This window comes from Zhaonella formicivorans (assembly GCF_004353525.1).
Classification (GTDB): domain Bacteria; phylum Bacillota; class DUOV01; order DUOV01; family Zhaonellaceae; genus Zhaonella; species Zhaonella formicivorans.
Window position 1 is genome coordinate 113,276 of record NZ_CP085524.1, and the last position, 21,169, is coordinate 134,444.

13 protein-coding genes and 1 pseudogene are annotated in these 21,169 nt (G+C 48.3%); 13 read left to right on the top strand and 1 reads right to left on the bottom strand.

Annotated elements, in window-relative coordinates; genetic code table 11:
• The first annotated feature begins 168 nt into the window (after positions 1-168).
• The 8 genes from EYS13_RS00500 to EYS13_RS00535 all read left to right on the top strand — a co-directional run bounded on the left by EYS13_RS00500 (position 169) and on the right by EYS13_RS00535 (position 12,542).
• Entirely contained in the window at positions 169-1,572 is a 1,404-nt protein-coding gene (locus EYS13_RS00500) for an amidohydrolase family protein (RefSeq protein WP_227764917.1), read from the top strand.
• A gap of 291 nt (positions 1,573-1,863) precedes the next feature.
• The gene (locus EYS13_RS00505) at positions 1,864-3,117 is read left to right on the top strand and encodes a threonine synthase (RefSeq protein ID WP_227764919.1); all 1,254 of its coding nucleotides are present in this window, start codon (positions 1,864-1,866) and stop codon (positions 3,115-3,117) included.
• Positions 3,118-3,601: 484 nt separating this feature from the next.
• Positions 3,602-4,963, top strand: coding sequence for a dihydropyrimidinase (hydA, locus tag EYS13_RS00510; RefSeq protein ID WP_227764920.1), 1,362 nt, complete (start codon positions 3,602-3,604; stop codon positions 4,961-4,963).
• 341 nt (positions 4,964-5,304) lie between these two features.
• Positions 5,305-6,240 carry a carbamate kinase gene (arcC, locus tag EYS13_RS00515; protein ID WP_227764924.1) on the top strand — a complete coding sequence of 312 codons (936 nt, stop codon included), beginning with the start codon at positions 5,305-5,307 and terminating at the stop codon, positions 6,238-6,240.
• Between the two features lie 257 nt (positions 6,241-6,497).
• Positions 6,498-7,835, top strand: coding sequence for a UbiD family decarboxylase (locus EYS13_RS00520; protein WP_227764926.1), 1,338 nt, complete (start codon positions 6,498-6,500; stop codon positions 7,833-7,835).
• A gap of 35 nt (positions 7,836-7,870) precedes the next feature.
• Positions 7,871-9,184, top strand: coding sequence for an amidohydrolase family protein (locus EYS13_RS00525; RefSeq protein WP_227764928.1), 1,314 nt, complete (start codon positions 7,871-7,873; stop codon positions 9,182-9,184).
• A 128-nt stretch (positions 9,185-9,312) separates the two neighbouring features.
• On the top strand, positions 9,313-11,667 hold the full coding sequence (locus EYS13_RS00530) for a xanthine dehydrogenase family protein molybdopterin-binding subunit (protein ID WP_227764931.1): 2,355 nt from the start codon (positions 9,313-9,315) through the stop codon (positions 11,665-11,667).
• Entirely contained in the window at positions 11,667-12,542 is an 876-nt protein-coding gene (locus tag EYS13_RS00535; protein ID WP_227764932.1) for an FAD binding domain-containing protein, read from the top strand. Before EYS13_RS00530 ends, EYS13_RS00535 begins: the two co-directional genes overlap by 1 nt.
• A gap of 236 nt (positions 12,543-12,778) precedes the next feature.
• Here the strand turns inward: EYS13_RS00535 and EYS13_RS16435 are convergent.
• Positions 12,779-14,211: pseudogene (locus tag EYS13_RS16435) on the bottom strand (IS6 family transposase).
• A 175-nt stretch (positions 14,212-14,386) separates the two neighbouring features.
• Here EYS13_RS16435 and EYS13_RS00550 point away from each other — a divergent pair.
• The 5 genes from EYS13_RS00550 to EYS13_RS00570 all read left to right on the top strand — a co-directional run bounded on the left by EYS13_RS00550 (position 14,387) and on the right by EYS13_RS00570 (position 21,009).
• Complete coding sequence (locus tag EYS13_RS00550) at positions 14,387-14,878, top strand: (2Fe-2S)-binding protein (protein ID WP_227764934.1); 492 nt, start codon at positions 14,387-14,389, stop codon at positions 14,876-14,878.
• Between the two features lie 15 nt (positions 14,879-14,893).
• Positions 14,894-17,410: an FAD-dependent oxidoreductase gene (locus tag EYS13_RS00555; RefSeq protein WP_227764936.1), complete on the top strand. Its 2,517-nt coding sequence runs from the start codon at positions 14,894-14,896 to the stop codon at positions 17,408-17,410.
• A 259-nt stretch (positions 17,411-17,669) separates the two neighbouring features.
• A complete protein-coding gene (gene nifV, locus EYS13_RS00560; RefSeq protein ID WP_227764937.1) occupies positions 17,670-18,800 on the top strand; it encodes a homocitrate synthase in 1,131 nt (376 codons plus the stop codon).
• A 246-nt stretch (positions 18,801-19,046) separates the two neighbouring features.
• Positions 19,047-20,084, top strand: a complete 1,038-nt coding sequence (ltaE, locus tag EYS13_RS00565; protein ID WP_227764939.1) for a low-specificity L-threonine aldolase — start codon at positions 19,047-19,049, stop codon at positions 20,082-20,084.
• A gap of 139 nt (positions 20,085-20,223) precedes the next feature.
• Positions 20,224-21,009: a hypothetical protein gene (locus tag EYS13_RS00570; protein WP_227764941.1), complete on the top strand. Its 786-nt coding sequence runs from the start codon at positions 20,224-20,226 to the stop codon at positions 21,007-21,009.
• Positions 21,010-21,169: the final 160 nt, after the last annotated feature.

The following is a 21,169-nucleotide window of genomic DNA, read 5'->3' on the forward strand; positions in this document are numbered from 1 at the left end:
TGCTTTAGTAGTAAGGCTGGAACGCATTCAGGTTGAAAATTGAATCCGCATATTGTAAGCTAAAAGGAGTTTAGAGTAATTATTTTTGTCATTACTATAAACTCCTTTTGATTCTACCAAATAATTAGGTACAAAGGTACAAGCCGATTTTTTGCGGGGGTGGAGCTTATGCTTGATTTGTTAATTAAAAATGCAACAGTAGTAACAATGAATAAGCGTCGGGAAATACTGCGGGACGGGGCTGTTGCAGTTCAAGGAGACCGTATTGTTGAGACAGGTGCTGCTGCTGAGCTGGTGAAAAAATATCCTGATGTTAAGAAAACCATTGATGCAGCAGGAAAGGCAGTTTTCCCAGGTCTGATTAACACCCATAATCATTTATTTCAGACATTGCTTAAGGGTTTGGGCGACGATAAAGTGCTTTCTGATTGGCTCGCCCAAATGACATTCCCCAGTGCGGTGCATTTGACTCCTGAAGATACTTACTATGGAGCTATGCTGGGCTGCATCGATGGCATCCGCAGCGGTACAACAACCATGCTTGATTATATGTACCCACATCCCCAGCCTGGCTTATCGGACGGTATCATCAAAGCTTTCCGTGAGCTTGGTATAAGAGGCGTTTTTGGCAGGGGCTATATGGATACAGGTGTGGAGTTCGGTGTCCAGCCGGGAATTATGCAGGACGTAGCCACTATAGAAAAAGATGCGCGGCGGCTGCTGGAGGAGTACCATCATGCGGATGATGGCCGCTTGCAAATCTGGCTGGCACCTGCCGCTGTCTGGTCTAATTCCAGGGAATCCTTGGAAATGACCGCCAGGCTGGCTAAAGAATACAACACCGGCATAACTATCCATATTTCCGAAACACCCTTTGACCGGGAAGCAGCCAGACAGCTACACGGCTACTGGGATATTGACGTTTTAGAAAAACTGGGGCTTATGGGTCCTAACCTGCTGATGGTGCATTGTGTCCATCTTACCCCCAAAGATATCAGAATGGCCAAATATTTTGACGCTAAGGTTTCCCATAACCCGGTAAGCAATATGTACTTGTCCTCCGGTGTACCTCCCATTCCCCGCTTAGTGGAAGCCGGCGTTACAGTCAGTGTGGCTACTGACGGGGCAGGCAGCAACAACTCGAATGATATGTTGGAAGTATTAAAGTTTACAGCCCTGCTGCAAAAAGTGCACCATACTGATCCAACAATCATCACTGCTGAGAAAGTTTTGGAAATGGCCACTATTGACGGGGCGAGGGCTTTGGGTATGGAGGACCGGATTGGATCATTAGAACCGGGTAAAAAAGCTGACCTGTTTATCTTTAACCCGGCGGCTGCTGCGAAAGCAGTGCCGATGCATCACCCGGTTTCAACCTTAGTCTATTCTTCAAGCCAAGCTAACGTGGAAACGGTTATTATAGACGGCCGGATTGTCATGGAAAACGGAATATTAACAAGGGTAGATGAAAGGGAAATGCTGAAAAAAGGACAACAAGCCGCCGATGACTTGAGTCGCCGGGCCGGAACATACCACTTGAAAGACAGACCCTGGCGGTCGCTGGCTTATTAGGCCTGCGCCCGAATGGAGTCTCTGATCGTTAGCCACCAGTCCCCAGCATCGGCTTGCAGCCGTATCCTTAGTACTTGGTCGTTAGTCCTTAGTTGCATGTTATTCTTATAAAGCATTTATGTTTAACACTAACGACTAATGACTAATGACTAACGACGGTGCAGCTTGCTGGGGACTAATGTTTTTGGAATTATTTTCTTAGCTTAAGAAGGAAAAGTTTAATCTATATTGAATTATTAATGATATAATTTAATTATATAGAAATGCTGAAATAATAAAGGAGTGACATCAGTGAAGAATGTAAAGCACCTCCAGTGTATTAATTGCGGCAAAACTTACCCTGCCGAACCCGGTGTTTACACCTGCCCTGATTGTGGACCGGCTGACGGCATCTTAGATGTTATTTACGACTATGATTACATTGCCAAAAACTATTCGAAGGATTATTTTGCCAACAACAAAAATTATTCCATTTGGCGTTATGAGCCGTTCTTACCTGTCCAACCCGACGGACCCAAGCCCACACTGCGGGTAGGCTGGTCGCCGCTTTACCGCACTAAGGCATTAGCGGAAGCTATCGGTTTAGAAAATTTATATATGAAAGACGACGGGCAAAACCCCACCGCTTCTTTGAAAGACAGGGCTTCGGCCATTGCGGTTGCCAAAGCGGCTGAGGAAAAGGCGCCTATTATCGCCTGCTCTTCTACCGGCAATGCTGCCTCTTCCCTGGCAGGCAATGCTGCTTCTATCGGCATTAAGACCTGCATTTTCGTACCCGGTCGGGCACCTCAGGGAAAAGTGGCACAGCTCAGGATCTTCGGCGCCAATGTAATCAGTGTTCAGGGTTCTTACGAGGATGCTTTTAAGTTATCGGCAGCTGCCATTGAAAGGTATGGCTGGTACAACCGGAACGCAGCCATCAACCCATACCTGGTAGAAGGTAAGAAGACTGTTACCCTGGAGATCTGCGAACAGATGAATTGGCAGGTACCCGACTGGATTGTATTCTCCGTGGGCGACGGCTGCACCATTGCCGGCGCTTGGAAAGGCTATGTCGACTTATACAAAGCAGGCTTTATAGATCGCTTGCCGAAAGTGGCAGGTGTTCAGGCCGAAGGATGTGCACCGCTTACCAAAGCGTTCCACAGCGGCAAGAAATTTGAGCCTACAGAGGAGAACACCATAGCTGACAGCATTGCAGTAGGTGTGCCCAGAAACGCTGAGAAGGCGCTGCGGGCTGTAAGGGAGTCTAAAGGCACTTTCATTAATGTTTCGGACGAGGAAATTTTGGCTGCAATGCGGCTTTTGGGCAATACCTCCGGCATTTTCGGTGAACCTGCCGGTGTTGCAGGTCTGGCAGGCTTGAAGAAACTGGTTGCTAACGGAACTATCGGCAAACATGAGACTGTAGTCTGCGCGGTCACCGGTAACGGCTTGAAAGACGTAAATAATGCCATTAAAGCTGCGGGAGAGCCAATTAAAGTCAAGCCCGATCTGGACGAATTGTTCTCCGTGCTCGAAGGCATCCCGGGGCTGGTATCTTAATTTAGCTATCAGCCCTCAGCATTCAGCTTTCAGCTATCAGCTGTCAGCCATCAGCTTTTAGCTATCTCGAAAATGTAACCCTTGTGTCCGCTGCTCCGGGATGCCTTCGCCAAGAGCGCTTGCTGCTTAAGCGTTTGACTTTCAGCGGCACGCGGCCCTCGCTTTGTCCGTGCCGCTCCAGCGCTCTCGCTGCGTCCATGCTGCTCGGCCGAACAGAGGTCAGGGGACACACCCCAATGCAAGATTTATATGTGTTCGGGGAATGTCCCCAATTAATACTCTTCGCAGAGCGCTCTATGGCTTGTCATATGTCGCAGCTACACACAATGGGTTATAATTTTTCATACTTATGATGGCACTGCGAGAGCAGCATGGGTTCCTATTCACTGTTTTCGGAACTGTTTGCCGCAATGTTAGGCTGAAAGCTGGTGGCTGCGGGCTGAAGGCTAAAATTCATATAACATGCATGTACGGGGGGAAGGAAATGGCCCTGATTATTAAAAACGGCTCGGTAGTAACGGAACAAGGTGTGGTCAACAAGGACCTAAAGGTGGAAAATGAAAAGATCGCTGTCATTGCAGACAACATTGAGGCAAGCGTTTCTGATGAGGTGATCGATGCCAGGGGCAAATTGGTCTTGCCTGGGGTAATCGATGCTCACGTTCACTTTAATATGCCTGCGGGAAATACGGTGACAGCCGATAATTTTGAGAGCGGAACCACCTCTGCCGCTTGCGGAGGGGTTACTACCTTTATTGATTATGCTGAACTGGTAGAAGGAAAAACACTGCTTGAGTCTCTGAAAATTCGTGAAGCGCAAGCAATTGGGCATAGCTTCATAGATTATAACTTACATTTAGAAATACCCGGTCAATGCGATTTTTCTCTGCTCGACGAGTTAGAGGAAATTAAAGCATATGGTGTTAAAAGTTTAAAAGTTTACACTACTTATGCCATGCAGCTTCCCGATGCCAAGATTAAAGAACTGTTGAAGAAAGCCGGAAAGCTGGGCATGCTGGTTACGATTCATGCTGAAGATAATGATATTGTGCTTGCCATGAAAGAAGAGTTTCTGGCCAAGGGAAAAACCTCCCCTGCTTATCATGCTGCCAGCAGGCCCCATATTGTTGAAACTAATTGCATTGAGAAAATGATCGCATATGCCAGAGAGGCTGAAGCACCGGTGTATTTTGTTCATGTTTCAACCGGGGAAGGAGCCCGGAAAATTAAGAAGGCGCAGGAAGAAGGACAAGTTGTCTACGGCGAAACCTGCCCCCATTATCTGGTTTTAACCGATGAGTGCTATGAAAGGCCTCAAGCTCAAAAGTATATTATGACACCTCCTTTACGTAAAAAAGAAGACCAGGACTTATTGTGGGAGGGCCTGGCTAATGGTACTTTCCAGTGTATCACTACTGACCATTGTGCTTTTTCATTGGAACAGAAATTGGCATCGGATTCCTGTTTTAATTCTCTAGCCGGTATCCCTGGAACCGAGACGCTGCTTCCCTTGGTATACAGTGAAGGAGTGGCGAAAGGCAGGATTACATTAGAGCAAATGGTAAGCTTGTTAGCTACGAACCCTGCTAAAATTTTTGGCCTATACCCACAAAAAGGTGTGATTGCAGAGGGAAGCGATGCTGATCTGACTTTACTGGATCCTGAAAAAGAGGTAACTTTGACAGGTGAAGCGTTACACTCGGCTTCCGGCTATACTCCCTTTGAAGGTATGCGGGTCAAGGGATATCCCATTTTAACCATCCTGCGGGGAAAGGTCTTGTATCAGGATGGAAAATTTGTGGCAGAAGCCCCCGAGGGAAGATTTGTAAAAGCTGTAAGCAAATAAGTTATAAATTTTTTATTAAAAGCACTCCCCAAAACTTTGATTATAGTGTATAATATTACTGCAGATAAAATTTCTGAATTTCTCTTATCTTATTAACCGCCATAACCTAATTTCACACATATCAATAACCGGCGGCTTTGGTACCGGGAACTGAAGTCCGTACGGTTGCCCTGAAACGAGGGAAAGCGCTTATCCGGCAGGATTGGCGCTTTTTTTATTACGGGCAGAAGGGTATATTCTTCCTCGGTTTGCTGCTTTTTCTTACGAGTAACTAAAAAGCTTCCTTAGCGGAGCATTGTTAAATGCTTTCTTATCAGTATATGTGAGGAGGATTAGAAGTAATGAAGACAGTAGTTGTGGCCCTCGGAGGCAATGCAATTTTGCAGCCTAAGCAAAAGGGGACTATCGAAGAACAAATGGCTAACGTCAACGCCAGTGCCAAAAACATCGTTAAGCTGATTCAGGAAGGTTACCGGGTTGTTGTGGCTCATGGCAACGGCCCCCAGGTGGGCAACATCCTCTTGCAAAACGCTGCTGCCCGGGAACAGGTTCCGGCTATGCCGCTGGATGTTTGCGGTGCAGAAAGCCAGGGACTGATTGGCTACATGATTCAGCAAAATATCCGGAACGAGCTGAAAAAAGCCGGAATTGATAAACCGGTGGTTACTATCTTAACCCAAGTGGTTGTGGACCGTCATGACCCCGCTTTTCAAAACCCTACAAAGCCGGTTGGTGCTTTCTACAGCAAGGAAGAAGCGGAGAAAAACATGAAAGAAAAAGGAGAAACCTGGATTGAAGACAGCGGGCGCGGCTGGAGAAAAGTCGTACCATCCCCTAAACCACAGGAAGTGGTGGAATTAGAGGCAGTCCGTACCCTGGTGGAGACCGGTGCGGTGGTAATCGCCGTCGGCGGCGGAGGGATTCCTGTTGTTAAGGAGGGCGATAAGCTTGTAGGAGTTGAGGCGGTTATTGATAAAGATTTGGCCAGCAGTTTGTTAGCTAAAAATTTAGGAGCGGATATCCTGGCAATTGCGACTGATGTTCCCTATGTAGCTATAAATTACGGTAAGCCTGACCAAAAGAATTTAAAAAGCATGACCGTAGCAGAGGCTAAAAAATACCTGGAAGAAGGCCAGTTCGGTAAAGGCAGCATGGGACCTAAAGTGCAGGCTGTGCTTAACTTTGTGGAGGCAGGCGGCCAAGGCATCATTACTTCGCTGGACACTTTGCGGGAAGCGGTGGTGGGCGATGCCGGCACTAAGGTAGTAAATAGCTAACAGGTAATGTCTCGGGTCAGTCGTTAGTTTTCAGCTTTCAGCTGTCAGCCATAAGCTTCCAACAATTAGCGGTGGGTTCATAATTAGTAATGATTAGTGGCTAATTGGTACATAAGCCACAAAAGACTACATCCAGCTAAGAACTAACGACCAAGGACTAAGGACACTACTGCAAGACGATGCTGGTGATTGATGACTGGTGACCGGGTGCAGAGTTATATCTAAATAGTCTTAATACTAAAAGGGGAGGGAAACTTGTGTCACAAGTTAACGACTTACGGTCTTTTATTGAGGTGCTCAGAACTAACAACCAGCTAGCCGAAATTGAAAAAGAAGTCAGCCTCCAATATGAAATCGGCACCGTTTTGGCCAATCTGGAGAAAAAGAACCTGGGGGCAGGCTTTTTTAAAAATGTCAAGGACCGGGATATCCCGGTAATTGGCGGCGTTCTTGGTTCTATGGAAAGGATCGCCTTAGCCCTGGGGTGCAGCAAGGATAAAATAGTGGAAGTTACAGGCCAAGCCCTGGACAACCCCATTAAGCCTGTAAAGGTAGCCAATGCTCCCTGCCAGGAAAATATTTTGACCGGCGACCAGGTGGACTTGGGCAAACTGCCTATTCCCCAGCACGCCCCGAAAGACGGCGGGCCATTTATCACCGGCGGGGTAATAGTTTCCAAAGAACTGCATGGCACTCGCCAGAACCTGTCCTTCCAAAGGATGCAGGTCAAAGGCAGGGATAAGCTCGGCATCATGATCAACGAGTGGCGGCATCTGAAGGAATTCTACGATGAGGCGGAAGCCGAGGGTAAAGCTCTGCCCATCGCAATTGCCATTGGCGTAGACCCGGTGATTTACATCGGGGCCGGCTTGCGCTACGACGGTGATGAAATGGAACTGGCCGGCGCTTTGAGGGGGGAACCCATCGAGGTTGTTAAGTGTATCACCTCGGATGTTTATGTGCCTGCCAGGGCTGAAATTATCATTGAGGCGGAAGTTGTCCCCAATTACAGGGAAGAGGAAGGGCCGCTGGGTGAATTTACAGGGCATTACAGCGATCCCTGGCCCAGCCCCACGCTGAAGGTCAATGCGATCACATATAGAAATAACCCCATTTACCAGACTATTGCCGGTGCTTCTTTCGAGCATATCAATTTAGGCAATGTGCTGCCCCGGGAGCCGCTCCTGAAGAAGTTTACCACTTATGTTTCCAAAGGAGTAATCAACGTTCACATTCCTCCTTACGGCAGCGGCTTCCTGGCACTGGTGCAGCTCAGAAAGAAAAACCCGGGTGAACCCAAGAATGTGGCTTTGGCAGCCATGATGACTTATGTCAACATTAAGAATGTGATTGTGGTAGACGAGGATGTAGATATCTACAACCCGTCCGATGTGATGTGGGCTGTGTCCAACAGGGTAGTGCCTGAACGGGACATTTTCTACATTCCCAACGCCCAGGGCCATGAACTGGATCCTTGCTCTGACAACAGGGGTGTACAAACAAAGATGGGAATTGACGCTACTTTGGCTGAAGACAGCAAAGGCTTGGAGCGTGTGGTTTATCCTGATGTGGACTTGAGCGAATACCTGAAATAGGGAGACAGATCACGAAAATTCAGGGAGGGACAACAATGGCAACTGTAATTAAAGGCGGTTTTTTAATGACCGAAGAGGGCATCAAAAAAGACTGGGGAGTAAGAGTGGAGGGCAACAGGATTGTCCAAGTGGGTCCTAACGGAGGACTGCGAGTGGATTCCGGTGACAAAGTGCTGGATGCCACTGACAGGCTGGTAGCTCCTGGTTTTATCAACGGGCACATGCATATGTACGGGGTTTTATCCCACGGCATTACAGTGGAAGCGCTGGTCACGGAGTTCTCCAGCTTTTTGGAAGATTTCTGGTGGCCCTACGTTGAAGACCGCCTCGATCACCAATTAGTAGAGATAACCACCAGGTGGGCCTGTGTGGAGATGATTAAAAGCGGCATTACCACCTTTATGGACGTGCTGGAGGGTCCTAATTCCATTCCCGGAGCTTTGGAGGTAGAAGCAAAAGTTGTCAACGCGGCAGGTCTAAGGGGCATTCTCACTTTTGAGGCCTGTGAGCGCATGGGCAAAGAGAACGGACAGCTCGGACTGAAAGAAAACGCCGACTTTGTCAGGAAATACAACAAGCCGGGCAATTTAGTACAGGGCATGATGAGCATCCACACCCTCTTCACCGCTGACCAGGACTATGTGGTTCAGGCCAGGGAAATGGCCAAGGAATTGGGCTGCGATATCCATATGCACCTTTCTGAAAGCGTTTATGAGCCCAACTGGACTTTAAAAAGATATGGTAAGCGGCCTGTGGAGATCTATGATGAGTTGGGATATATGGGACCCAATGTGGTTGCCTCCCAAGGCGTGCAGCTTGAACCCCATGAGATCGACATTATCGCCAAGCGGGGAGCCAGACTGGTGCACATGCCCCTCTCCAACTGCGAAGTGGGCGGCGGTGTGGCACCCGTGCCGGATCTCCTGGCAAAAGGGATTAAGGTAGGCCTTGGTACCGATGGCTATGTAAACAGTTTCTTTGAAGTGATGCGGGGCGCTTTCCTGATTCATAAAGCATACCGCCAGGACCCCCAGGTAATGCCGGCGAAAGACGTTTACAAGATGGCAACCAGCCTTGGGGCAGAAGCATTGGGTTATAAGGATTTAGGGAAGCTGGAAGAAGGCTGTCTGGCTGACATCATTACAATTAAAATAGATACGCCGACCCCAATCAATGAGCACAACGTCTATGACCAGCTGGTGCTCTTCCGCAACCCTTCCGACGTAGTTGACGTAATGGTTGACGGCAAGTTTGTCATGGAGAGCGGCAGGCTTCTGACTGTTGATGAAGAAAAGGCTAAGGCTGAAACCAGGGCGGCAGCCGATAAGTTTTGGAAGGGCAACAAATAGTGATAAGTTTTTAATGCTTTTCTAGACATTTAACTAGTATAATTACAGGTTTGAATCTATTGGCTAACAGCTGATGGCTGATAGCTGAAGGCTGACAGCTGACGGCTGATAAATGTGGAGGTGACTTTATGCCACTGATGGGGAGCAAGAGCTTCAGGGTTCTGAATAGGGCGGTACCCCGGGTTGATGCGGTTGACAAGGTTACGGGCCGTGCTCAATATGCTGCTGATCTGAAATTTCCCAATATGCTGGTGGGCGGATGCCTGAGAAGCGGGTTAAGCCATGCTAACATTGTCAAAATCGATACTTCCAAGGCAAAAGCTATTCCCGGTGTAAAAGCTGTCTTAACTGCAGCGGATATTCCCAAACCGCAAAGCTGGGCCGACTACATGTACATCACCGATAAAGTCAGGTATGTGGGCGATGTTGTGGCCATAGCGGCTGCCGAGGACAAAGAAACCCTCGAAGAGGCTTTAAAAGCAATTGAGGTTGAATACGAAGAGCTGGAGGGTGTATATACCATTGACGACGCCTTAAAACCCGACGCAATCCAGGTCAGGGAAAAGGGTGTAGGCTTGGTGGACGGTATCCCCACACCCGGGACTAAAGGAAACGTTTTCTTAGAGTCATATTACCCAATACGCAAGGGAAATGTGGAAGAAGCCTTCAAGCAGTGTGACGTGATTATTGAACGGGAGTACAGGACCCAATTTGTGGAGCATTCCTATATTGAACCGGAAGCTTGTGTGGCGGTTTCCAACCCGGTTGACGGCACCATGACGGTTTATTCATCTTCCCAGAACCCCTTTTTTGGCAGAAGGTATATTGCCGATGCTTTGCAAATTCCAATGAATAAGGCCCGTCTAGTACAGCAGACGCTGGGCGGATCTTTCGGGGGTAAAGAGGAACTGGTAGGGCTCACGGTAGGCAGGGCAGCTTTACTTGCCAAAGCCACCGGTCGACCGGTGAAAATGGTGGTGAGCCGGGAAGAGTCTTTCCTGGAGAGCTCCAAGCGCCATCCCTTCAGGTTCCGTTACAAAATCGGGGCGACTAAAGACGGCAGGATTTTGGCTTTGGAAGGTCAGCTGATTGACAACAGCGGTGCCTATAACAACCAGACCCAGTATATGAACTGCAGGGCGGCTATCCATTCTGCCGGCGTTTATAATATACCCAACGTCAAAACCGACACTTTCGGCGTCTTCACCAACAATATCCATGGAGGGGCATTCCGCGGGTACAGCTCACCGCAGGTTATCTTTGCCCAGGAATCCTTAATTGAGGAATTGGCTGAGGCGCTGAACATGGATGTCATTGAATTAAGAAGAAAGAACTTGTTAAAACAGTACGACTTAACTGCAACCGGCCAAAAGCTGGTCCAACCTACGCTTATCCGGGAAATCATGGAATACATGTTGGAAAAAACGGACTTTGTGGCCAAACGGGAGCAATATAAGCAGCAAACCGGACCAAAGAGGCGCGGCATTGGCTTTGTGACCTGTTACCGGGGCTGCGGCCTCGGAGCCGAATCGCCCGATGCCTCCGGTGCCCAAGTAACTGCCCTGGAAGACGGGACAATCATCATTAATTCCGGTACTGCCGAAAACGGGCAGGGTTTAAAGACCGCCTATACGCAGATTGCAGCTGAAGCTTTGGGGGTGCGGGTGGAGGATATCCACCATATCGGTGTGGATACCCATGCTATCGCCGACAGCGGTATGACTGTTGCTTCCCGGGGAACGGTAATGGGTGCCCAGTCCATGAGAAAAGCAGCATTGAAGCTGAGAAAACTCCTTGAGGAAACTGCTGCGGATATGTTGAACCTTTCCCCGCTGGATGAAGTGGTAATCGAAGACAGCATGTGTTATGCCAAAAGCGATCCCAACACAAAGATACCGCTAAGCAAAGTATGTGCTGCCCGGCTCTGGTCCGGTAAACAGCTGAGCGTCTACGAATGGTTTGAACCCAAACCGCTGCATTTTGATCACCATACCGGCCAGGGGGATGTGTTCCCCACCTATTCCTACGCCTGCGTAGTGGCGGAAGTGGAGGTTGATCTGGAAACAGGCTATGTGGATGTGCTGAAAGTGTCTTCCGGCCATGACTGCGGCACAGTAATCAACCCCGCTTTGGCCAAAGGCCAGATCTACGGCGGTATAGCCATGGGAATGGGGTTTGCGCTTACTGAAGAAGTGGAAGTGGAGCAAGGAAAAGTAGGGACGGTAAACTTCGATTCCTATATTTTCCCCACAGCCATGGATGTACCTGAAATGGAACCGGTATTGTTTGAATGCGACGATCCCGAGGGGACTTACGGGGCAAAAAGTTTAGGCGAGCCTGCGACGGAAGCTGTGGGAGCGGCAATTGCCAGCGCAGTGAACAGCGTGCTGAAAGAAGCCAGAGGTGAACGTCTCAGAAGGCTGCCCTTCGACCTGGAACGTGTGCTGTTAGGTAAATCCTTAAGGGCAGGAGGTAATTCCTGATGATGCGCTTTGCATACTTAAGACCTGCTTCGGTTCAGGAAGCATGTGAGTTGCTGAATAAATACGGCGGCGCGGCTAAAGTCATAGCCGGCGGCACCGACCTGATGGTCCAAATCCGCGATGAGGATAAAAAATTGGCGGGACTGAAATACGTGGTGGATATCAGCCAATTGAACGGCCTGCGCTACATCCAGGGAGACGAGGACGTGGTCCGCATTGGCGCCCTGGTTACCCATGACCAGATTTATAATTCGCCCATGCTCAGGACAGCAGCGCCTTTTCTCCCCGCAGCCTGTAACACTGTCGGCTCACCCCAGATCAGGCACCGTGGCACCATCGGGGGAAGTGTCTGCAACGCTTCCCCGGCGGCGGACCCGGTACCGGCGCTGGTGGCACTGGATGCCAGCTTAAAGCTGGAAAGCGTGCGGGGGGTCAGGGTAGTGCCGGTTACAAGTGTTTTTGAAAAACCCTACCGTACGAATATCGCTGCTGATGAGCTGTTGACGGAAATCAGCTTTAAGCGGCTGCCGGCAGGAGCCAAAACAGCTTTCCTGAAGCTGGGCAGGAGAAAAGCGCTGGCCATTGCCAGAATGAATGTGGCTGTCTGCCTGGTTTTGGACGGAGAGGGGAAAGTGGCCGAGGCCCGTATTGCTCCCGGTTCCGTCCTGCCGAAGCCCGGCCGGGTAGCTGCTGCAGAGGAAGTGCTGGTAGGTAAGGTGCCAACTGCTGAGCTTTTGGAAGAGGCCGGTAAGAAAGTGGCGGAAGAAATGGTCAAACAATCGGGAATCAGGTGGTCTACTCCATATAAAGAGCCTGTGATTGCGGTTTTGACCCGCAGGGCGCTGCAGCAAGCGATAGTGTTAACTAACTTATGAAAAATGCAGTTTAAGGAGTATATGGGACAGACTAAACCCAAAATGTCACCTGAAAAACGAGATAGCCCAGAAGAACAGTAAAACAAAACACCTCCAACCTCTATGAAGAGCATAACAATGCGGATTCAAAGCCTGTCAAGAGGTCATTGCCTTCGAAGAAAGGCATTTGACAGTCTTTGAACCGCATGTTTAAGGGCAGATAAGAGGTTGAAGGATTAAGGGTGCTACCGCCTGTTCTATGGTGTTTGCTGTGACAGGATAAGCTGCTGTGATAATTCAATAAGCTTCTGCCATTTAGCAGGCATGTTTGGGATAGACTCAAGTTCCGGAATAGAGTTTAGTGGCTGCCAGTAAGTATAGGAGTGTGGGCGCAGGAAGTTGTAATAGGCTACAAAAAGTGACACATGGGTATTTGAGCCTTCCCCACTACCATAGCCGTTTGTCACCTGATAGGAGAATTTAAAGGTCCTGTTAAGGCGTTCAATAATTTGCTTAAGCCAGCGATATTCTTCCGAAACAGGATCATCATTGGTGAGTCCGAATACCTGCGTAAGGTTAAAATCCATGTCTTTAAGCATGAACTGCTGCTGTGCAAGCTTGTAGGCAGAGTAGCCATCAGCAACAAACTTTAGGGCTTGAGCGGGGAAATCTTTAAACTTAGCAAAAGCCATACGCATAGCCAGGATACAAGGACCTACATCCCTTGTATCAGATACACAATAGCCCAAGATAGATTTTTTGAGTGCATCCATAATAAACCAGACATAATGCTTGATGCCTCTGACCTTAACGTAGGTTTCATCAGCAGCCAGGTAGTTTGTGGGTTTGTAATCAAAATTATCAACGTAAGGTTTAACCAAAGCGGCAGCAGTTTTGGCATATTTACTGACCATAACATGAGAGATTTTAACGCCGTGGATCTCCCAAAGGGCCCTGGAAGTAGCCCGTGTGGACAGCCCAAGGTTTACAAGATAGGTCAGGCAAAGACCAAGAATGTGAGGAGAAAAGTGACGAAAAGTAAAATTGACTGATCCTTTAGGCATACTGTTTAAATCGACCTTAAAAAGTCGACAGTGAACTCGCGGTAGATGTAGTGTAGCTTAAATTTATGCTTATCTTTCTTGTATTCTTCCAGGTCTTCCGGAGAAAGGTTTTTAAGGGACTGAAGATAAAAAGGACATTTCTTGTTCGTACACTTGTGGATATTAAATTGCTTGCGCTCCTTCTTTTTCTCAAGGATTCTGCCACAATAAGGGCAAGTAAGTGCACCGATTTTAAAGTCCTTCTTATCTTTGTTGAACCTTAGCCCGCAGACTTTGCATAAAAGCTGACCACGGCCTCCTGTATTGTCGTAGAGGTATGTATGAGGGGCGCCGCAACGGTGGCAAACAACATCGGGAGAAACAGGGTTTTTCCCACGGGACTTAACAGGTTTAAGCTCTTTACCATGCTTAGACTTGTAATCGTTAAGCAGCTGCTTGTAGTCAAGTTTTTCAGGCTGTTTAATAATGGGGAGCCTGTCCACAGTAAGCTTACGATACTTCGGGCTGGTGATATCCTGTTTAGGAGTTTTTAAGGGAATATTTTTAACGATAAACAAAAGTAACTGGCGAATTTGTTTAAGTAAAAATTGATTGTATAGTATCAAAAATGGTATAATTGAGTTCAACAATAACACTCTCCTTTTGGTGGATTGTTGTTTTGAACGACTCAATTATACCAAAAACGGGGGTGTTATTGTTTTTTATTGTAAAAAAACTTGAAACCCCCGATATATAAGACTTTAGAATCTATTTTGGTGTAAATTAATTAACACTACGCAGCAAGCACTGGGGGTGGAATAAATGGAAAAAGTCAAATTGAATATGGTTGTTAACGGCAAACCGGAGAGCCTTGAGGTAAAGCCCTATGCCAGGCTATTGGATGTGCTGCGGGAAGACTTGGGCCTTACCGGGACAAAAGAAGGCTGCGGCGTGGGTGAATGCGGCGCATGTACCGTCATCGTGGACGGAGAGACTGTTAACACCTGTTTGACATTGGCTCTCTCCATGGAAGGCAAGCACATTACCACTATTGAAGGGTTAATGGAAAATGAAAAACTGCATCCGATTCAGGAAGCATTTATCAAGCACAATGCGCTGCAATGCGGTTTTTGCACTCCCGGCTTAATCATGAGCGCCAAGGCGCTGCTCGATGCTAACCCCGCGCCGACCCGCCAGGAAATCAAAGTTGCTATTTCCGGCAATCTCTGCCGCTGCACCGGCTACGAGCAGGTAGTCGATGCGATTGCGGAGGTAGCCGGGCAACTGAAGTCTGAAAAAAGCTTAAAAAAATAAGTGGAGGGTGTGACTATGATCGATCTCAAAAGTCTGAAAGGTGCAGATCTCACAACAGAACTATGCGGCATTAAATTGCAAAGCCCGTTCATCCTCTCTTCCGGCCCGCTGACCTATGCTGCCGAAGGCATGATCAGGGCTCACCAGGCAGGCTGCGGTGCGGTGGTTACCAAGACCATCAGGCACCATGCGGCCATTAACCCGGTACACCACATCGGAAAAATTGGCAAGGATTCTTTGATTAACTGCGAAAAATGGGCAGACTCACCGCCGGAGGTGTGGTTTGAAAGAGAAATTCCTATGGCCAAAAAAGCCGGCGTAGTGGTAATTGCCAGCGTCGGCCATACCCTGCCGGAGGCTGAAGATTTAGTTAAGCCTTGCGAAGATGCCGGTGCTGATATGATTGAGCTTGTATCCTACACTGAAGATACCCTGCTGCCCATGCTGGAGGCAACTTTAAAGAGAGTAAAAATTCCGGTGCTCTGCAAGCTTAGCGGCAACTGGCCCGACCCTGTAACCACTGCCAAGAAAGCTTTGGAAATGGGAGCATCGGGTATTACCGCCATTGACTCCATCGGTCCAACCCTGAAGATCGATATCAAAAAAGCTAAACCGGAAATGATGGGTAAAAACGGTTACGGCTGGTTGTCCGGCGGTGCAATCAGGCCTATCGCCTTGCGGATAAACTCAGAGATAGCGAGAAACGGCTGTCCGAACCTGGTAGGAACCGGCGGCGTGACCTGTGCTGAAGACGCAGTTGAGTATTTAATGGTAGGGTGTAATGCCATCGGTGTCCACTCCATCGCTGTCTTAAAAGGCGTGGAGTACTTTGAAAAATTAAATTATGATTTGGCAAGACTGCTGGAGCAGCTTGGCTATAAGGATATCCCCAGTGTCAGAGGGGTTGCTCTCCCCAACTTCCCCAAAGATGAAATTGTTGCCGAACTGGAGTTCCATTATGAACCCAACTATGCTCCATGCCAGCAAGCTTGCCCTGCCGGTGTGGATGCTCCGCTATATATCGATCAGATCAGAAAAGGACAATATGTGGAGGCATACAAGACAGTCAGCATTGCCAACCCGTTCCCGGCCATCTGCGGCAGGGTGTGCGACCATCCTTGTGAAGGCAAATGCCGCAGGGCTACTTTAGATGATGCTGTTCAAATCCGCTTGCTGAAGCGCATGGCGGCCGATAAGACCTTTGAAAGCTGTGGGGACAGCCTGCCGCTGCCTTCAATGCTTCCCAACAACGGCAAAAAAGTGGCTGTTGTGGGTGCCGGGCCTGCAGGACTTAGCGCTGCCTACTACCTGGCCAGAAAAGGTTACGGAGTTAAAGTATTGGAAGCACTGCCCATCGCGGGAGGCATGCTGGCCGTAGGTATTCCCGATTACAGGCTGCCCAAAGAGCCCATGAACAGGGAAATTGGCCGCTTAGAAAAGATGGGCGTGGAAATCCGCACCGGTGTTAGAGTGGGGAGCGATATTACGCTGGAGGAACTGAGGCAAAACTACGACAGCGTATTAATTGCTGTTGGCGCCCACGGTGACAGCAAGCTGGGCATCCCCGGTGAGGATTTGGCAGGCGTAATTTCAGGAGTTACTTTCCTCCGCGATGTGAATTTAGGCAGGGCCGGAGGCCTCCATGGCAAGAAAGTGGTTGTAGTGGGCGGTGGCAACGTGGCCATTGACGCAGCCCGTTCCGCCCTCAGAATGGGCGCAGCCGAAGTCACTGTGGCATACCGCAGGACGGAAGAAGAAATGCCGGCCTATGCTGAGGAAGTAGCCCACGCTAAACAGGAGGGAGTCAAGTTCATCTTCCTGGCCGGTCCCAGCAAGATTGAGGGAACAGGCAAAGTAGAGAAATTCTATTATGATCCGATGAAACTGGGCGACGTGGACAGCTCAGGCAGAAGGAAGCCTGTGAAGACCGGCGAACCGGCGGTTGCACTTGAGGCAGACGTAGTTATTGCCGCAGTGGGACAAGTTGTGGACGCGCCGTTCATGCCTGCCGTCACTGACAGGGCTAAAGGATTAACCGAAGCCGCAGGTGTATTTGTAGCCGGTGACTGTGCTACCGGTCCTGCCTCCGTAATTAAGGCCATTGCTGCCGGCAGGGAAGCTGCTGCTACCATCGATAAGTATCTGGGCGGCGACGGAAGCGTTATGGAGACCTACGGCGTAGAGCGCAGCCGCGCAGTTGATATTATCGTGGCCGACGACGGCACCAGAAGGGCAAAAGCACAATTCCTCTCGGTTGAAAAGAGCATTCCCGGCTTTGCGGAAGTGGAGCTCGGTCTGGCAGAAAAAGATGCAAAAGAGGAAGCCAACCGTTGCTTGCACTGCGGATGCACCAACTGCATGCGCTGTGTGGCTGCTTGCTCGTACAAAGCCCGTAAGCTGGAATTCCCGATTATGACTGTAGACAAAGAGCTATGCCGTCACTGCGGTGCTTGTGTATCCGTGTGCCCCACAGGTGCCTTGACTGCTACAGTTGTTAACCCCAGGATCGGTACCCAGGGCGACGGGCACTAGGAGCTAAATTAATAAGTTAGCGGGATATTATAGGAGGGGACTTTTGCGGTCTCCTCCAATTTAATTTCGTCTACGTAATTTCTTTAAAACTTTTTTGACTTTAGCAGGAGATTTTAGGGTAGATATAGAATAAAAATAAAAGTATATATGTAGGTATTTTTAGGGGCATTAAAATGCTTTTTTTTGTTACCAAAAAGTGTCGAAAACTTAGACATAAGTCTCAAAATAAGACGTAAAAATTGTGAGAGGGGTGTTTGTAATGACTAAACATATCACTATAGTGGATACCACTTTACGTGATGGAGAACAAACTGCGGGAGTGGTTTTCGCTAACCAGGAAAAGTTGCGCATTGCCAAGCTGTTGGATGAGATTGGCGTTCACCAGATCGAAGCAGGAATTCCCGTTATGGGCGGCGATGAAAAGGCGGTTATCAAGGAAATTGTTAATGCGGGTCTTAAGGCAAGCATTATGGGCTGGAATAGGGCTGTCATATCCGACATTCAACATTCCATTGACTGCGGTGTGGATGCAGTAGCTATTTCCATTTCCACCTCCGATATCCACATCGAATATAAGCTGCACAGCACCAGGGACAAGGTGCTGTCCAGCATGGTGGCTGCCTGCGAATTTGCCAAAAAGCACAACCTGTATGTTTCCGTTAATGCCGAAGATGCTTCCCGTTCGGACATGGAATTTTTGCTTCGCTTTGCTAAAGAGGCCAGGGAGGCCGGCGCAGACCGTCTGCGTTTCTGCGATACCGTAGGTATTATGGAGCCCTTTTCCACTTACGAGAAAATTAAGACAATCAGGGATGAAGTAGGTATCGACATCGAGATGCACATGCATAACGACTTCGGTATGGCCACGGCCAACACCTTTGCCGGAATTAGGGCCGGGGCCACCCATGCCGGTGTAACTGTCAATGGTTTGGGTGAGCGGGCCGGTAACGCTGCTCTGGAAGAAGTTGTAATGGCTCTCAAGTACCTGGATGATACAGATTTGAACTTCAAGACCGAAAGGTTCAGAGAGGTTTCCGAATATGTGGCTCGGGCTTCTGGCCGGCAATTGCCTGCTTGGAAATCCATTGTCGGTTCCAATATGTTTGCCCATGAGTCGGGTATTCATGCCGACGGAGCTTTGAAGAACCCGTTGACATATGAAGTATTTAAGCCAGAGGAAGTTGGGCTGGAACGCCAAATTGTAATTGGCAAGCATTCCGGAACAGCTGCCATTAAGGCTAAGTTTAGCAAGGAATACGGCATTGAGCTGGATGAAAAAGAAGCTGCTGATATACTGGCCATGGTCCGGGCTCATGCGGTAGAGCTAAAAAGATCCCTGTTTGACAAAGAGCTCATGTATATTTATGAGGAATATAAGAAACGCGGATAAAGATGAGCCGGTTTAACACCGGCTTTTTCACTGTGCCAATTATATCTTACAAAGCACTGAGCATAATCTTGACAGCAAAATATAACAATGCCCAGAGCACAGCGCTCAACAACAATCCATTTATCAATCCAACATAAAAGTTTTTCCCAACTTTTCTATAACCGTACAACTATTTTTGCCAACTATTGTTGCCAAGCTGGTATAATGTTATACAGAGTCTAATGTAAGAGCAATGGAGTGAGTGTTATGGGAAGAATAGTTGATTTGCGCAGCGATACTGTAACTCAGCCTACGGAAGCTATGCGAGAGGCCATGTATAGGGCAAAAGTGGGGGATGACGTTTACGGGGAGGACCCTACTGTAAATGAGCTGGAAGAATATACAGCTGCTCTGCTTGGCAAGGAAGCGGGATTATTTGTGACCAGCGGCACCATGGGTAATTTGGTTGCCCTCTTAACTCATTTGAAAAAAGGGGATGAAGTGTTGTTAGGTGCAGAATCCCACATCTATTATTACGAAGTTGGTGGGGTTTCTGCATTGGTTGGTGCACTGCCCTGTCTTTTACCCCACCGGGATGGCAAGATTTTGCCGGAGGATATTAGAGCAGCCCTTCGTCCCAAAAGCATGCATTTCCCTAACCCAACCCTGCTTTGTCTGGAAAACACCCACAATCGGGGCGGGGGCACGGTGACGACAGTAGAAGAGATGGAAGCAGCGGTTGAATGCGCAAAAGAGCATGGTTTAATGACCCACCTGGATGGGGCCCGAATTTTCAACGCAGCTGTTGCCTTAGGGGTCGAAGCAAAAGAGATTGCTAAGCATGTTGATTCCGTACAGCTTTGTCTGTCCAAGGGCCTTGCAGCTCCTGTAGGCTCGGTTCTGGTGGGCTCCCGCCAGTTTATTGCCAGGGCCCGCAAATGGCGGAAGATGGTAGGAGGCGGCATGCGCCAGGCCGGAGTAATGGCAGCCGCCGGACTGGTGGCGCTGCAAACCATGATCGAACGCTTGAAAGAGGATCACGGCTTAGCCAAAAAACTGGCTGAGGGCTTGGCTAAGCTGCCAGGAGTCAGCATTAATCCCGATTCTGTGCAGACTAATATAGTAGTGGTTGAAATTGATTGCAAATCTTTGGGCGCCGAAGCATTTGTGCAACAATGTGCGGCCAGGGGAATTAAAATGAACCTGGTATCTGATAATATGGTTAGACTGGTAACCCATAAGGATGTAAATGAGCAGGATATAGATTATGCCCTGGAAATATTTGCTCAAGTTTTGTGCAAATAAGTATGATCTTTGAGGAAAGAGCAGCAAGCTGCTCTTTTTTTTTATCAATTGCCTTTTCTCCGAATACCTATATAATAGTAGAAAAAGTAATGCGGTATTACTTTTGTGCATCATGAAAAGCGGAAAGGGGAAGAAGGTTGTGGGTGGAACTTGGAGGCATCCGGCAGGATATTACTCTGTAAATTTGGGGACAAATTGGGAAGTTAACCCTGTTATTTTTGCCGAGGCCAGCCAAGGGGCAGGTCCTTCTACCATAATTAGATTTGTGGCTGAAACAGAAGGCTACAAGGCACAAGTTCAGCACTATCCTTCCAATGGTTTACCTGATGAAGTTTTAAAAAGAGCCCTGGCAGGGCCGCTCATGGCTGCAGGGCTATTGTTCGACTGGCAGGTGGAGAACCTTGCAGGAAATAAGCTTTATTATGCCGGAGTGGATATTAATGGGAATACGGTAGTTACGGCATTTATCAGGCATGGGGATATAACTTTTGGGATAGACGTTTATAATAACTGGGAGATGGATTTAGAGAAGCTGAAAAAATTAGCGGAAACCATAGCGGGCTCCATTCATACCAGGCATAAACTGGGAGCCGATCCGACTAACGGCAACTCTTACCTTTTAGGCCAATGGACAGCCGATTGGGGCCAGTATTCCCAAGGGCTTTATGTCCATAATTCGTTCGGGGTAAGTAAATCATGGGCCTTTCACCCCGATGGCACTTTGGAATACTATGAAGCAACTTCTTTTACATTTTACGGTTCCGGTGATTACGGCGGGGCAGAGAATGCAACCAGAGCCGTAGCTTTTTACAGGGTTCTAGACGATATTCTTTATATCTATGCCGATGCTGTCATCCTGGCACCTTTTTTCTTCAGTGACGGGAAAATGCAGCTTGGCATTGAGCAGCTGGTCAAAGTAAACTAGAATGCAAAAAAGGCAGCCTTGGCTGCTCTTTGATTTTTAACTTTTTTTTTTAGGCAGTTTTACCTAAACATAAAAATTTTCATAAAATGACTAAAATAATTATAACGGATAGGGAAAAATTTCAAAAATTGCATAAAATACAAAAAAGCCTAAGGTTAAA

Bases quoted from the DNA above. Each gene is read 5' to 3' on its own strand.
- EYS13_RS00500 (WP_227764917.1), top strand. From the start codon at position 169: ATGCTTGATTTGTTAATTAAAAATGCAACAGTAGTAACAATGAATAAG.
- hydA (WP_227764920.1), top strand. From the start codon at position 3,602: ATGGCCCTGATTATTAAAAACGGCTCGGTAGTAACGGAACAAGGTGTG.
- arcC (WP_227764924.1), top strand. From the start codon at position 5,305: ATGAAGACAGTAGTTGTGGCCCTCGGAGGCAATGCAATTTTGCAGCCT.
- EYS13_RS00525 (WP_227764928.1), top strand. From the start codon at position 7,871: ATGGCAACTGTAATTAAAGGCGGTTTTTTAATGACCGAAGAGGGCATC.
- EYS13_RS00530 (WP_227764931.1), top strand. From the start codon at position 9,313: ATGCCACTGATGGGGAGCAAGAGCTTCAGGGTTCTGAATAGGGCGGTA.
- EYS13_RS00535 (WP_227764932.1), top strand. From the start codon at position 11,667: ATGATGCGCTTTGCATACTTAAGACCTGCTTCGGTTCAGGAAGCATGT.
- EYS13_RS00550 (WP_227764934.1), top strand. From the start codon at position 14,387: ATGGAAAAAGTCAAATTGAATATGGTTGTTAACGGCAAACCGGAGAGC.
- EYS13_RS00555 (WP_227764936.1), top strand. From the start codon at position 14,894: ATGATCGATCTCAAAAGTCTGAAAGGTGCAGATCTCACAACAGAACTA.
- nifV (WP_227764937.1), top strand. From the start codon at position 17,670: ATGACTAAACATATCACTATAGTGGATACCACTTTACGTGATGGAGAA.
- ltaE (WP_227764939.1), top strand. From the start codon at position 19,047: ATGGGAAGAATAGTTGATTTGCGCAGCGATACTGTAACTCAGCCTACG.